Genomic DNA, 13,983 nt, shown 5'->3' with positions numbered 1-13,983 from the left:
GGCGACGCGTGGCGACCGTAGAGAGGACGAGCGCACGATGGATCTCGACCGCACACCCGAGCAGGAGATGCTCGCCGAGCTCGTGCGCGGCGTCTGCGCGACCTACGCACCGGTCGACACCGTGCGCGCGCTCGAGGACGACCCCGTCGGCTACCCGGTCGAGCTGTGGAAGCAGCTCGGCGAGCTCGACCTCATCGGCCTGATGCTCCCGACCGAGTACGGCGGCTCCGGGATGAGCGTGCTCGAGGGCGCGGTCGTCTACGAGGAGCTCGGGCGCGCGCTCGCACCGCTCCCGCTGTTCGTGAGCGCCGCGATGAGCGCAGGCGTGCTCCTGCGCGCGGGCAGCGAGGAGCAGAAGCAGACCTGGCTGCCGCAGATCGCGTCCGGTGCGGCGATCGTCTCGACCGCGTGGCTCGAGCCCGGCGGCGCGTACGCGCCCGAGGGTGTGCAGCTGCGCGCGCGGGCCGACGGCGACGCGTTCGTCCTCGACGGCACGAAGTGGCACGTGCCGTTCGCGAGCTCCGCGCACCAGCTCCTGGTGCTCGCGCGCACCGACGACGGCGTCGACCTCTTTCTCGTCGACTCGAAGGCCGCCGGCATCACGCTCACGCAGCAGATGACGGTCGCCTCCGACACGCAGTACGCGGTCGACCTCGCGGGCGTGGGGGTGCCCGCCGCGAACCGCATCGGCGGCGCGGGCTCGGGCTGGACGACGTGGAACGACACGCTGCTCGAAGGCTGCATCCTGCTCGCCGCGCAGCTGATCGGCGGCGCCCGCTACGCGTTCGACATCACCGTGCAGTACGCGAAGGACCGCCACCAGTTCGACAAGCCGCTCGGCGCGTTCCAGGCGATCGCGCACTACCTCGCCGACGCGTCGGCCACGGTCGAAGGCGGCACGGTCCTCGTGTACGAGGCCGCGTGGTCGCTCGCGAACGGCCGCTCCATCCAACGGCTCGCGCCAATGGCGAAGCTGCACGCGGGCCGGACGTTCCGGGACGTCACCGCCATGGGCCAGCAGGTGTTCGGCGGTATCGGCTTCACGGTCGAGTCCGAGATCCAGCTCTACTTCCGTCGCGCGAAGCAGTGGCAGATCTCGTGGTGGGACGACCGCGTCCTCGAAGAGCTCATCGCATCCGACCGCCTCGACGCGCCGGTCTGAAACGCGAAACGACCCCGGGACCGAGGCCCCGGGGTCGAATCACGTGATGCGGAGATGACTTACCAGGACTGACCCGTCGCACCGACGGCGTTGGCGCCAGTGCAGGCCTTCGCCGAGTCGACGGTGATGTAGAACGTTCCGGAGCCACTGCCGGTTGCGACATCGGACATGCCGAAGCACTTGCCGGACTTCGAGAGCGCCGCGGCCGACCACGTCTGGTTGTCGGTCGAGACGTTCACGCTGATGTCCTTCGGACCGTCCGACGCCGCAGTCGCATCCGAGCCGTCGCCGTAGGTGAGGCTGGGCTCGATGGCATTCAACTGGGCGTAGGTCTGGGCCGTCGAGTAGTCGCTGCTGTCGGTGTACGCCGTCTTCGCGGCAGTCAGCGCGTTGCGCAGACTGGACTGGGCGGCGCGGTCTTCGGCTCGGTCTCGTGCACCGAGGAAGGTCGGGATGGCAATCGCGATCAGGATGGCAATGATGAGCACGACGACCATGAGCTCGATGAGCGTGAACCCGTCCTCCCGGTCACGACGGACCTTGAGGTTGTTCAACACTGAGTGGACCTCTTCTCTGCAATGGGGATTGTCAACTGCGAGCGATCCGCTGCGTCCCGCCTTCGTTGCCGGGCCGTTGTTCTGCGGTCGACTCGCTAGGGGGATATCGGTCGCGTTGCACGCACGACTTGAGGGGAATTCGTGCCGCAATTCCGGGCGCTTTTGGAACCCGCGTTTTGATGCCGTCCACGGGCCGAACGCAGTCGCCACGACGGCCGTGTCGCGGGTCCCGTCGAGCGCAGCGAGCGCGACGAAGAAGCTCAGACGATGGCGAGCGCGTTGACGCGGGAGAGGTCCCGCGCCGCGTTGGTCCAACCGTCGCCGCCCTTGCGGATCCAGACCGAACCGGAGCCGTCGGCGAGCGCGAGCGTCGTGTCGCTCGCGGCCAGGCCGCGGGTGTCGACGTTGCCGTCGAGCCACTCGGGCAGACCGTCACCGACGCGCTCGGGATGGCTCGTGCCCGCGGGATCGACGATGTCGCGCACGCGGTAGATCGCGCTACGGGTCGCGAAGGGACCGTCGGAGATGCTCACGAGCACGTCGTCGCCGGCGAACGCGACCGCGCGCGCGTACGTCGCGTGCAGACCGTCGTCGAGGACGGCCCACGTGCGACCACCGTCACGGCTCACGCAGAAGCCGACGGCCGCCGCGGCCACCACGATCTCGGCGCGCGTCGGATGCGCGCGCACCTCGTGCACGTCGGCGTCGACGTCGATCGTCGGCTCCCACGACGTGCCCTGATCGGTCGAGCGGATGATGCCGCCGACGTGCACGTTCGCGAGCAGCGCACCGTCGACGGTCTTCGTCATCGAGCGGACGTGAAGATCCCAACCGACGCGATGCCACTCGTCACGTCCGGCGACGGCGTCGAGGTCGGCGACCGGCGCGAGCGCGCCGTCGACGAACCGGTACACCTGCGGACCGACGGCGCCCGCGTACACGACGTCGTCGAGCGTCACGAGGCACGCGAGCTGTGCGTCGGCGGTCGCGAGCGGTGTCCATTCGCCGTCGGCGCCGTGTTGCCACACCTCGCGCTCGTCGACGATCGCGATCCACGTTCCGTCGGGGCCGGGCGTGAACGCCTCGACGCGGTGTCCGTCGAGCGCGCGGCGCACGTCGCCGGACGACGAGATGATCCGGTAGCCGTCGTCGGTCGCCACGAGCACCGCCATGCGTGCGACCTTAGGCCCGCGGCGCTACAACGCGGCGAGGGCCGTGATCGCCGCGGCGGCGGCGGCTTCGGTCGCGGCTTCCATGTCGTGCGCGAGCCGTTCGAGCGCCTGCTTGCGCTCGGGATACTGATCGAGGAAGCGCGCGACCGAATCGGCCTCCGACGTGCCGTCGGGCGTCATCATCGTAAGGAGCGCCTCGTCGATGAGCCCTTCGCCCGCGAAGTCGCTGATGCTCCGGTACACCGACCAGGTGACGCCCGCGTCCTCACACACTTCGCCGATCGCGGCGGTCTCCATGTCGACCGCGATCACGCCCGCCGCGCCCATCTTCGCGAGCGTCGCCGGATCGGTGACGAGGTCGTCGCCACACGACAGCGCGCCCTTCGCAAGCGTGCCGCCGAGCACGCTCGGACGCACTTCGCGACCGGTGGCGCGCCGCACGACGACCTCGGGCGCGATGAGCCCACCGATCTTCAGCACGTTCGGGTCGACGCCGCCCGCGATCCCGACGACCATCATGTGGTCGACGCGGTGTTCCAGCATGCGCTGCGCGGCGCGCGTGGCGTTGTCCATACCGATGAGCGTGAGCATCGCGACGACTTCGACGCCGTCGGGCGAGAGTCCGCGATACAGACCGTCACCACCGGTGAGTCCGAGCCCGCGCACGACCGGCTTCAGCTCGGGCTGCATCGGCGCCAGCATCCCGACGCGCGTCACGACGACACCGCGTCGTAACAGGCGTCGACGAGCACCTTGCTGCGCGCGTCCCCCGCGAGCCCGATGTCCATGCGATTCATCACGTAGCCGAAGCCGAACTCGGCATCGGGGTCGGCCCAACCGACCGAACCGCCCGCGCCGAAGTGCCCGAACGAGCTCGCTCCGCCCAGCTGCACCAGCGTCGACGGCACGATGAACCCGAGCCCGAACTGCAGGTCGAGGTTCATGAGCACGGTGTTCGGACCCTCGGTCTCCTGCTTCGACGCGAGCTTCACCTGCTCGGGCGTGAGGACGCGGATGCCGTCGACCTCACCGACGCACGCCGCGTACATGCGCGCGATGGACCGCGCGTCGGAGATGCCCGCTGCGGCCGGCACCTCGGCCGCATGCACGTCACGCCGGTTCCAGACGTTGCCCGCGAACGCGCCGCCGCCCGACAATGCCTTCCCCATCACCGAGTCGGGGCCGATCATCGCGTCGATCGCCGCGCGCGCCTCTTCGTCGACATCGGCCGACTCGATCCCGTCGAGCAGACCACCGACGAGCATCGCGACGCGCGGCTCCTCCGACTCGGGGAGTCCGATCCAGAAGTCGAGACCGAGCGGCTGGGCGATCTCCTCGCGGAAGTAGGTACCGACGCTCCGACCGGTGATGCGGCGGATCACCTCGCCGACGAGGTAGCCGTAGGTGATCGCGTGGTAGCCGTGCTGCGTGCCCGGCTCCCACAGCGGCTTCTGATGCTCGAGCGCGTGGATCATCGGCTCCCACGTGAGCGCCTGCTCGAGCGTGAGCTGCTCGTCGACCCACGGGAGTCCGGCGCGGTGCGAGAGCAGGTAACGGACGGGGATGTCTTGTTTGCCGGCGTCTCCGAACTCCGGCCAGTAGTGCGCAACCGGCGCGTCGACGTCGAGCCTGCCTTCTTGCGCGAGGCGGTGCGCACAGATCGCGGTCGCGCCCTTCGTCGTGGAGAAGACGCCGATGATCGTGTCCTCGCCCCACGGGCGCTCGGTCCTCTGGTCGGCGATGCCACCCCAGAGATCGACGACCTGCTCGCCGCGGTGGTACGCCGCGAACGCGGCACCCACCTCGAGGCCGTCGGCGAAGTTCTGCTCGAAGGCCGCGCGCACGTTCTCGAAGCCCGGTGCGGTCCATCCATCGATGTTCATGCGCTCGCTCCTCCGTCCGCTCCCCTTCGGCTCGCGGACTTGTTCGCTCGCTGGCGAGCCTCGACGCTCGCTCCGCTCGCGGCTTCGGCCGCGTGATGAAACCCCGTGCTCATTCGCGATCCCCCGTGTCGTCGCCGCTCCAGCGTGGCGCACGCCGCTCCGCGAACGCCAGCGGACCCTCGACCTGATCCGGATGCCCCCACATCGACACGAGCTCCTGCGCGCCGGCGCGGCACGCGTCGGTGAGACCGAGCTCGAGCGCGCCCCACAGCGCGCGCTTCGTCGCCCGCATCGCCGCGGGTGAGTTCTGCGCGATCGTCTCGCCGAGCTTCTGCGCCGCTTCGCGCAGCTGGTCGGGCGGGTCGACGACCTGGCTGATCATCCCGAGCTCGTACGCGCGCGCCGCCGACATCCGCTCGTAGCGCCCGACGAACGCCATCCGCATCACCGCTTCGACGGGCATCTTCCGGAGCAGTCCGATCGCCTCGATCGCGACCACCTGGCCGACCGACACGTGCGGGTCGAAGAACTGCGCGTCGGAGGCCGCGATCACGATGTCGGCGTCGGCGACCCAGTGGAATCCACCGCCCGCGCAGATGCCGTTCACCGCGGTGATCACCGGCTTCCACACCTCCTGATGCCACGCGGTGAAGTGGAGGTCCCATTCCTCGACCGACTGGCGGTAACGCTGCATGCCCATCCCGTCGGTCGCGATCTCGGACACGTCGACGCCGGTCTGGAACGCGCGGCCGTTGCCCGTATGCACGATGACGCGCACTTCGGGGTCCGCGTCGAGCTCCTTCCACGCCACCGCGAACTCGTCGCGCATGTGTGCCGACATCGCGTTGAGCTGATCGGGCCGGTTGTTGATCAACCAGCCGACCGGCCCCTGTCGCTCGACGATCAGACAATCGAACTGCGAGTACGTCACGCGCGCGCCTTCCGGTCGGTCGGTTCGAGGGGCAGCCACCGCGCCTCGCGTCGCTCGACGAACGCGCGCGGCCCTTCCTCCTGGTCGGGATGACCCCACATCGCGATGAGCTCGCCCGCGCCCGCGCGGCACGCGTCGGTGAGACCACGCTCGAGCGCACCCCACAACGCGCGCTTCGTCGCCCGCATCGCGGCCGGAGAGTTCTTCGCGATCGTCTCCGCGAGCGTCTGCGCTTCGTCCCGCAATCGTTCCGGCGGATCGACGACCTGACTCAGCACGCCGAGCTCGTACGCACGCGCCGCGGTGATGCGCTCGTACCGACCCGTGAGCGCCATGCGCAGGATGGCTTCCATCGGCGACTTCCGAACCAGCGCGATCGCCTCGTACGCGGTGACCTGGCCGATCGAGACGTGCGGGTCCAGAAAGGTCGCATTCGACGCCGCGATCACGATGTCGGCGTCGGCGACGAAGTGGAGGCCGCCGCCCGCGCACACGCCGTTGACCGCCGCGATCACGGGCTTCTCGACACCGTTGTGCCATGCGGTGAGCTTCAACTCTGCGCGCTTCGTACGTCGCGACTGCTCGCGCAACGCGTCCGGATCGCGACTCAGCTGACGCACGTCGAGCCCGGTCTGGAACGCGTCGCCGTTCCCCGTGTTGACGATCACGCGCACCGTAGGATCGTCGTCGAGCTCGATCCACGCGCGTTCGAGCTCCGCGAACATGCGCGCGTTCATCGCGTTGCCGACGTCGGGCCGGTTGAACTCGATCCACCCGACGGCGCCTTCTCGACGGACGACGAGCGCTTCGTACTCGGTCACGCTCTCGGTCACGCGCGCGCCGCGCTCATGGTCGCATCCGCTTCGTCTTCACGTTGCATCCCTTCGGTCCGCCTCGGCGGCGGCTCCGGCCAGCTCGCGCCGCAGCACCTTGCCGACCTCGCTGCGCGGCAACGCGTCGATGCGATGAAACGCGACCGGAACCTTGTAGGGAGCGAGGTGCGCGCGGCACACCGCGCGCAGGTCGTCGTCGGCCACGGTCGCGCCGTCGACCTCGACGACGAACGCGACCGGCACCTCGCCGAGCCGCGCATCGCTCGCGCCCACCACCGCAACCTCCGCGACGCCGGGCACGAGCCGCAGCACTTCTTCGACCTGGTCCGGATACACCTTGTTGCCGCCCCGATTGATGAGGTCGCTCACGCGCCCTTCGATCCACACGAATCCGTCGCCGTCGACGCGGCCGAGGTCGCCCGTGTCGAGGTAGCCCTCGGCGTCGAGCCGCGCCGCGAGGTCGGCGCCGGCCGCGTTCGTCGCGTCGCCGCGCGCCATTGACGGCGCGCGCACGAAGAGCCGCCCGATCACGTCGGGGTCGTCGGCCGGCGAACCGTCGTCGGTCACGATCTTCACGTCGACACCGGGATGCGGACGGCCGAGGGCGCCGAGCTTCTCCGGGTGCTCCCGCGCGTCACGCGCGCTCCACCCGATCACCTCGCCGATCTCGGCCTGGCCGTAGCCGTTCAACACGACGACGCCGAACTTGTCGATGAAGCGGCGTGCCTGCAGCGGCGATAGCGGCGCGGTGATGCTACGCACGAACCGCAGCGGCGCGAGCGCGGTGACGCCGGGGTCGTCGGCGAGCATCGTGATCGCCGCCGGCGGCAGGACCGTCGACTGGATGCCGTGACGCGCGACCAGCGTCGCGAAACCGGTCGTCGTGAACCGGTCCATGACGACGATCGCGGCGCCGACCCGCAGACCGAACAGCACGTTGTAGATGCCGGCATTGAGCGCGAGCGACACGGGGATGAGGTTCGGCGTGGGCCGCGCGTTGTCGTCGCGTCGATCGCCGCGGATCGATCCGACGACGCGATCGAGCAACTCGACGTACGACGCGTGGGAGTGCAGGATCGGCTTCGGCGCGCCCGTCGTGCCGGACGTCCACGTGACGAACGCGGTTCCGGGCTCGTACGTGCGACTTCCAGGGAGCATCGCGATGCCGTCGACCGCGACGCGCGCGACCGCACCCGTCGTGTCGAGGATGTGCAGGACCTCCGGCTCCGGCGCACGCGGGTTGACGGGTACGAAGATCGCGCCCGCGACCCAAACCGCGAACATCGTCGCGATGGCGCGCGGCCCGTCGGGGAGCTGCACCGCGACCGCCTGACCCGATTTCACGCCCGCCGCGATCAGCGCGTCCGCGATCGCGTGCACTTCGTGCCGCGCCTCGCCCGCAGTCACCGTCTCGGACGGCGAGAGCAGCAGCGGCTCCGCGTCCGCGAAGGGATGGTCGAGCAGCAACGAGGCCAGCGCCGCAGGGCTCACGATCGCGGCACGGCTTCCCACGGCGTGTCGACGAACGGATCGGGCTCGCGCGGCAGGCCGAGCACCTTCTCGCCGAGAATGTTGCGGTTCACCTCGCTGGTGCCGCCCTCGATCGTGTTGGCGCGGCTGCGGAGCATGCCCTTCACCTCGAAGGGCAGGTCGTCGGCCCAGGCATCGGGTGTCGACGGGTCGGGTGTCGACGGGTCGGCGGTCGACGGATCCCACGCCATCGCGTGCGCGCCGAGGAGATCGGTCGCGAGCATCTGGATGCGCTGGTTCAGCGCGCCCTGGTGCACCTTGCCGATCGACGCCGCGGGCCCGGTAGTCGCGCCCGCGCGCACCGCGGCGCGCACGCGCTGGTTCGTCCACCCGCGCACGCGCTCCTCGGCGAACAGTGCCGCGAGCCGGTCGCGCGCGATCGGGTCGTTCGTGCGACCGAGCTCCTTCGCGCGGGCGATGACGCGCTCGATCCCCGAACCGCCGATGCGGTCGACACCGCCGGACCCCGACCCCGACACCATCTGCCGCTCGCCCGCGAGCGTCGACGCCGCGACCCGCCAGCCTTCACCGACGGCGCCGACGCGCTGGAAGTCGGGGACGCGCACGCCGTCGAGGAACACCTCGTTGAAGTCGATCTCGCCACCGATGTGGCGCAGCGGTCGCACGTCGACGCCGGGCGCGTGCAGGTCGACGAGGAAGTACGTGAGGCCGCGCCGCTTCACGACACCGGGATCACTGCGCGCGAGGCAGATCGCGAAGTCCGAGACGTGCGCCCACGTCGTCCAGACCTTCTGCCCGTTCAAGACCCACTCGTCGCCGTCGCGCTCGGCGCGCGTCGCGAGCGATGCGAGGTCGGATCCCGCGCCCGGCTCGCTGAGCAGCTGGCACCACTTCTCCTCGTTGCGCACCAGCGGGGGCAGGAACCGCAGCCGCTGCTCCTCGGTACCGTGCGCGAACAGCGCGGGCCCGGCGCTGTTGAGGCCGAGCGGGTTGAGCCGTCCGAGGTTGAACGGCGCGAGCACCGACTCCGCGACCTGCGCCTGCGCGAGCTCGAGGTTGAGCCCGCCGTACGCGACCGGCCATGTCGCGACCGCAAGCCCGCTCGCCGCGAACTGCGGATACCAGGCCTCGTATTCGGCGCGGCCGCGCACCCTGCGGATCGCGTCGCGGCCACCCTGCTCGGCCGCCGCGCGCCACGACTCGGGCACGTGCTCGCGAACCCACTCGCTCACCGATGCTCGGATCGCATCGGCGCTCGACGACCGGTCCAACGGCAGGCGGGCCGGCTCGATCACAGGCGAATTATGGTACGCGGATGGCGGGCATCACCGACGAGGGCGTGGCCCGTTTGCGGGCCCGTATCGGGGTGGCGCAGCCCCACCCGCAGCCGCCGCACTATCGGTTCCCGAACGAGGACGCGTTCCGGCACGTCGCACAGGCGTACGGCGACGACAACCCGCTCTGGTGCGATCCTGCGTACGCGGCCACGAGCCGCTGGGGTGGTCCGATCGCGTCACCGAACCTGGCCGGGGGCGACACGCTCATCGGCGACAACGAGGTCGAGGACCTCGACGAGGACACGAAGGCGATCCTGAAGGGCGATCCCCTCGGCGGCGCGCACGCCTTCTACTCGGGCAGCTTCCGCGAGTGGTGGGAACCGTTGCGGCCCGGGATGCGCGTCACCCGTCGCAACGCGTTGGTCGGCGTGCACGACAAGCACAGCGAGTTTGCCGAGCGCGCGGTGCACGAGTGGACGGCCGAGGTCTTCGCGACGCACGACCCGCACGCGGTGTTGTGCGCGCAGTACCGGCTGATGATCCGCACCGAGCGCACGAAGGCCGCGGCGCGCGGCAAGTACGACGAGACGGTGATCGCGCCGTACACCGACGACGAGCTCGCGGCGATCGACGCGCAGTACGCGAGCGAGCCCGCGCGTCGACGCGGCGCGCAACCGCGCTTCTGGGAAGACGTCGAAGAAGGCGACGAGGTCGGCCCGATCGTCAAGGGTCCGCTGCGCGTCACCGACATGGTGTGCTGGCATTCGGGCATGGGCATGGGGCTCTACGGCGTGAAGGCGCTGCGGCTCGGCTACCAGCAGCGGCAGAAGGTGCCGCGCTTCTTCCGGCCCGACGACCTCAACGTTCCCGACGTGCAACAGCGCGTGCACTGGGACGCGGAGTGGGCGCGCCGCGCCGGCAACCCCGCGATCTATGACTACGGCCGCATGCGCGAGACCTGGCTCGTGCACCTGTGCACCGACTGGATGGGCGACGACGCCTGGCTCTGGACGCTCGACTGCCAGTTCCGGCGCTTCAACTACGTCGGCGACACGCACTGGCTGCGTGGGCGCGTCGTGCGGAAGTACCTCGCCGACGGCGACCGGCCCGCGGTCGACCTCGAGATCTCGGGCACGAACCAGCGCGGCGAGGTCACGACGCCCGGGCACGCGACGATCCTCCTGCCGAGTCGCGAACGGGGGCCCGTGCAGCTGCCCGAACCGCCCGGCGGCGCGCGCACCGCGCAAGAAGCGCTCGACGCGCTCGTTGCGCGCTTCGCGGCCACGGAGGAAGCGTCGTGAGCCACTACGAATCGGTCGACGGGTTGGTCGTCACCCTCGACGAGTCGGTGCTGCGGCTGCGGATCGATCGAGCCGAGCGGCACAACGCGCTGACCGACGACACGGTCGCCGCGATGATCACGGCGATCGATCGCGCCGGCGAAGACGAAGCCGTGCGCGTGATCGCGTTGTCGGGCACCGGTGCCGACTTCTGCTCCGGGTTCGATTTGGGGACGCGCGGGCGACCCGCGGTGAAGCCGCGCGCCGGTGCGACGCAACGCAATCTCCGCAATGGTGTGAACCGGTTGATCTCGACCGTGCTCGAGACGCAGACGCCGATCGTCGCGGCCGCGACCGGTCACGTCATCGGGCTCGGCTTCGCGCTGGTGCTCGCTTCGGACTTCGCGGTCGTCGCTTCGGACGCGCGTTTGCGGACGCCGTTCACGACGATGGGCTTCACGCCCGACTCGGGAACGTCGTGGCTGCTGCCCCGCATCGCCGGCGTCGCGCGCGCGAAGGAGCTGCTGCTGCTCGGTCGCGAGATCAGCGGCGCGCAGGCCGCCGAGTGGGGGCTCGTTCACCGCGCGGTTCCCGCGGCGGACGTGACGGCCGCCGCGAACGAGCTCGTCGCCGAGCTGGCACGGAGCGCGACGGTCGCGGTCGGGCTCGCGAAGCTGCTCGTGCAGCGGGGCCTGACCCTCGATCTCGAACGTCAGCTCGCCGACGAGGCCCTCGCGATCGAGCTGTCGAGCCGTTCCGAAGACTTCGCCGAGTACTGGCGCTCGAAGCGCGAGCAGCGCGCTCCCGACTTCACCGGCCGCTGACGCGCGGCGTCGATGCGAGCGCCACGCGGGCGGGGCTAGAGGTCGTCGACGTAGGCGTCGGTGCCGGGAACGGTCGCGAGGAACGGCCCTGCGAAGCCGACGTCGGCGCGCGCGTGCACAGCCGGCGCGATCGCGCGCGCCCACACCTCCTGCGGGTCGTCGGTCACGAACGCGAGCAGCAGCGTGTGGTCACCGACGTCGTCGAGCACCGAGACGAGCAACCGCGAGCGCCGCAACGCGACGATCGTCGGGATCTCGGCGTCGAGCCGCGCAAGAGCCCAGTCGCGCGCATCGTCGTCGCCCGTCAGCGCGATCGCGATCATTCCCCGATGCGGCGCAGTCAGCGCGAGCGAAGGCGGTGAGACCGCGGGCCGCTCGACGCTCCACAGGAAGTCGTAGACCGCGGTGTGCAGATGGTCGCGGCCCGGGAACATGCGATTCGCCGCGACGAGCGCGTCCATCTGCCCCGGAACCCACGCGTCCCACGCCGCCTGCGCGCCCGGCTCGATCCACGCGACCGCGAGGTACGACCCGACACGGGAATCGCCGAACAGATCGGCCGCGACGCGCACGACCTTGCACGCGCGCGTGGCGGCGTAGCGCGCCCCCGCGTACGCCCCCGGACCCGCCAGCACCGCAGAGGGAAAGTGATCGCGCTCGTACCACTGGTTGAACGCGCGCGCCGCGCCCTCGTGCGGCTCGATGTACGAGACGATCGCGGTGCCGATCCCGGCGGCCGTGGCGCTCGCCGTGGCGCTCGCCGGGGCCCTCGCGGTGTCGCCCGTGGCCCCGGTCACGTGCGCCTCACCCTCGATACTCTAGGCGCCGCCATGGCGACCACTCCCGACCACCTCCTCACGATTCCGGGCGTGCTCGCACGCGCCGCGAGCCTCTACGCGACCGGCGACGCGCTGGTCGACGAACGCGATCGACTCACGTACGCGGGGCTCGCGGCCGACGTCGAGATCGCCGCCCGCGCGATCGTCGCATCGGGTGTGCAGCCCGGCGAACGCGTCGCGATCTGGGCGCCGAACACGACGGAATGGGTCGTCGCCGCGCTCGCGGTCTACCGCGCGGGCGGGGTGATCGTGCCGCTCAACACGCGCTTCAAGGGCGCGGAGGCCGCGTACATCCTCGAGCGCGCCGACGTGCGCCTGCTGTTCACGGTCACCGACTTCCTCGCGACCAACTACGTCGAGCTGCTGCGCGCCGCGGACCCGGTCGCGTCGCTGCGCGAGATCGTGGTGCTGCGCGGCTCCACCGCGCCCGACACGGTCGCGTGGTCCGAGTTTCTCGCGCGCGCCGATCGCGTGATCCCCGAAGCGGTCGAGGCGCGACGCGACGCGCTCACCGCCGACACGATGTCCGACATCCTCTTCACGTCGGGCACGACCGGCAAGCCCAAGGGCGCGATGCTCACGCACGGAGCGAGCGTGCGGGCGTACACCGCGTGGTCCGACGTCGTGGGACTCCGCGAAGGTGACCGCTACCTCGTGGTCAACCCGTTCTTCCACGCCTTCGGGCTCAAGGCGGGAATCCTCGCGAGCGTGCTCAAGGGCGCGGCGATCATCCCGCACGCGGTCTTCGACGTCGACGAGGTCATGCGGCGCGCCGCCGAGGAGCAGGTGTCGATGCTCCCGGGTCCGCCGACCATCTACCAGTCGATCCTCGACCATCCGCGTCTCGGCGAGTTCGACATGACGTCACTGCGACTCGCGGTGACGGGCGCGGCCGCGGTGCCGGTCGAGCTGATCCGCCGCATGCGCTCGGAGCTCGGATTCGAGACGATCGTCACCGGCTACGGCCTCACCGAGGCAACCGGCATCGCGACGATGTGCCGGCACGACGACGATCCCGAGACCATCTCGCGCACCGCCGGCCGCGCGATTCCCGGCACCGAGGTGCGCGCGGTCGACGACGACAATCAGCCGGTGCCTGCGGGCGAGCCGGGTGAGGTGGTCGTTCGGGGCTACAACGTGATGAAGGGCTTCATCCACGACGAAGAAGCCACGAAAGAGGCGATCGACGCCGACGGTTGGCTGCACACCGGCGACATCGGCGTGCTCGACGAGCGCGGCAACCTGCGCATCACCGATCGGCTCAAGGACATGTTCGTGGTCGGTGGTTTCAACGCCTATCCGGCCGAGATCGAGCAGATGATCATGCGGCATCCGAAGGTGTCGGAGGCGGCGGCGGTCGGCATCCCGGACGAGCGGCTGGGTGAGGTGTGTCGCGTCTACATCATTGCCCGGCACGGCGTCGAGCTGACCGAGACCGAGATCATCGAGTACTGCCGGGAGCGGCTGGCCAACTTCAAGGTCCCCCGCGAGGTGCTGATCGTGCCCGAGCTGCCCCGCAACGCCTCGGGCAAGGTGCTGCGCTACGTACTGCGGGCGCAGGCAGCCGGGCAACCCACCCACGCGTGATCGTCGTGCTCCGACCAGACATGGAGGTGGCCAAGTGCCAGAAGCAGTGATAGTGGCAACGAGCAGATCGCCGATCGGACGGGCCGGGAAGGGATCGCTGGCCGGTCTGCGCGGTGACGACATGGCCCAGCAGATGGTGCGGGCCGC

Annotated in this window: 14 protein-coding genes; 5 read left to right on the top strand and 9 right to left on the bottom strand. The window is 70.4% G+C overall.

Annotated elements, in window-relative coordinates:
* Positions 1–1,162, top strand: a 1,162-nt coding sequence (locus tag VH914_03560; GenBank protein HEX4490261.1) for an acyl-CoA dehydrogenase family protein, incomplete at its 5' end; no start/stop codon positions are given.
* Positions 1,163–1,221: 59 nt separating this feature from the next.
* On the opposite strand, the gene VH914_03555 is transcribed toward VH914_03560, so the two are convergent.
* The 8 genes from VH914_03555 to VH914_03520 all read right to left on the bottom strand — a co-directional run bounded on the left by VH914_03555 (position 1,222) and on the right by VH914_03520 (position 9,306).
* The gene (locus VH914_03555; protein HEX4490260.1) at positions 1,222–1,929 is read right to left on the bottom strand and encodes a prepilin-type N-terminal cleavage/methylation domain-containing protein; all 708 of its coding nucleotides are present in this window, start codon (positions 1,927–1,929) and stop codon (positions 1,222–1,224) included.
* A 50-nt stretch (positions 1,930–1,979) separates the two neighbouring features.
* Entirely contained in the window at positions 1,980–2,891 is a 912-nt protein-coding gene (locus VH914_03550) for a hypothetical protein (GenBank protein HEX4490259.1), read from the bottom strand.
* A 24-nt stretch (positions 2,892–2,915) separates the two neighbouring features.
* A complete protein-coding gene (locus VH914_03545; protein ID HEX4490258.1) occupies positions 2,916–3,608 on the bottom strand; it encodes a hypothetical protein in 693 nt (230 codons plus the stop codon).
* A complete protein-coding gene (locus VH914_03540; protein HEX4490257.1) occupies positions 3,605–4,774 on the bottom strand; it encodes a serine hydrolase domain-containing protein in 1,170 nt (389 codons plus the stop codon). The genes VH914_03545 and VH914_03540 overlap by 4 nt, the downstream gene beginning before the upstream one ends.
* Positions 4,775–4,883: 109 nt before the next feature.
* Positions 4,884–5,705, bottom strand: coding sequence for an enoyl-CoA hydratase/isomerase family protein (locus VH914_03535; GenBank protein HEX4490256.1), 822 nt, complete (start codon positions 5,703–5,705; stop codon positions 4,884–4,886).
* A complete protein-coding gene (locus VH914_03530) occupies positions 5,702–6,538 on the bottom strand; it encodes an enoyl-CoA hydratase/isomerase family protein (GenBank protein ID HEX4490255.1) in 837 nt (278 codons plus the stop codon). Before VH914_03530 ends, VH914_03535 begins: the two co-directional genes overlap by 4 nt.
* Before the next feature lie 36 nt (positions 6,539–6,574).
* Entirely contained in the window at positions 6,575–8,050 is a 1,476-nt protein-coding gene (locus tag VH914_03525) for an AMP-binding protein (protein HEX4490254.1), read from the bottom strand.
* The gene (locus tag VH914_03520) at positions 8,026–9,306 is read right to left on the bottom strand and encodes an acyl-CoA dehydrogenase family protein (protein ID HEX4490253.1); all 1,281 of its coding nucleotides are present in this window, start codon (positions 9,304–9,306) and stop codon (positions 8,026–8,028) included. The genes VH914_03525 and VH914_03520 overlap by 25 nt, the downstream gene beginning before the upstream one ends.
* Positions 9,307–9,344: 38 nt before the next feature.
* Here VH914_03520 and VH914_03515 point away from each other — a divergent pair, with 38 nt between their 5' ends.
* Positions 9,345–10,607, top strand: coding sequence for a hypothetical protein (locus VH914_03515; GenBank protein HEX4490252.1), 1,263 nt, complete (start codon positions 9,345–9,347; stop codon positions 10,605–10,607).
* Positions 10,604–11,410 carry an enoyl-CoA hydratase-related protein gene (locus VH914_03510; protein ID HEX4490251.1) on the top strand — a complete coding sequence of 269 codons (807 nt, stop codon included), beginning with the start codon at positions 10,604–10,606 and terminating at the stop codon, positions 11,408–11,410. The genes VH914_03515 and VH914_03510 overlap by 4 nt, the downstream gene beginning before the upstream one ends.
* Positions 11,411–11,445: 35 nt before the next feature.
* Here the strand turns inward: VH914_03510 and VH914_03505 are convergent, their stop codons facing one another.
* Positions 11,446–12,207: a hypothetical protein gene (locus VH914_03505; GenBank protein HEX4490250.1), complete on the bottom strand. Its 762-nt coding sequence runs from the start codon at positions 12,205–12,207 to the stop codon at positions 11,446–11,448.
* A gap of 33 nt (positions 12,208–12,240) precedes the next feature.
* Between VH914_03505 and VH914_03500 the strand changes: the two genes are divergently transcribed.
* Positions 12,241–13,836 carry a FadD3 family acyl-CoA ligase gene (locus tag VH914_03500; GenBank protein ID HEX4490249.1) on the top strand — a complete coding sequence of 532 codons (1,596 nt, stop codon included), beginning with the start codon at positions 12,241–12,243 and terminating at the stop codon, positions 13,834–13,836.
* A 34-nt stretch (positions 13,837–13,870) separates the two neighbouring features.
* A partial coding sequence (locus VH914_03495) for a hypothetical protein (GenBank protein ID HEX4490248.1) occupies positions 13,871–13,983 on the top strand: 113 nt, incomplete at its 3' end.

The organism is Acidimicrobiia bacterium (assembly GCA_036271555.1).
Taxonomy (GTDB): Bacteria; Actinomycetota; Acidimicrobiia; order IMCC26256; family PALSA-610; genus DATBAK01.
Note: the sequence above shows the minus strand (reverse complement) of the source record. Positions and strands in the feature narration are given on the sequence as shown.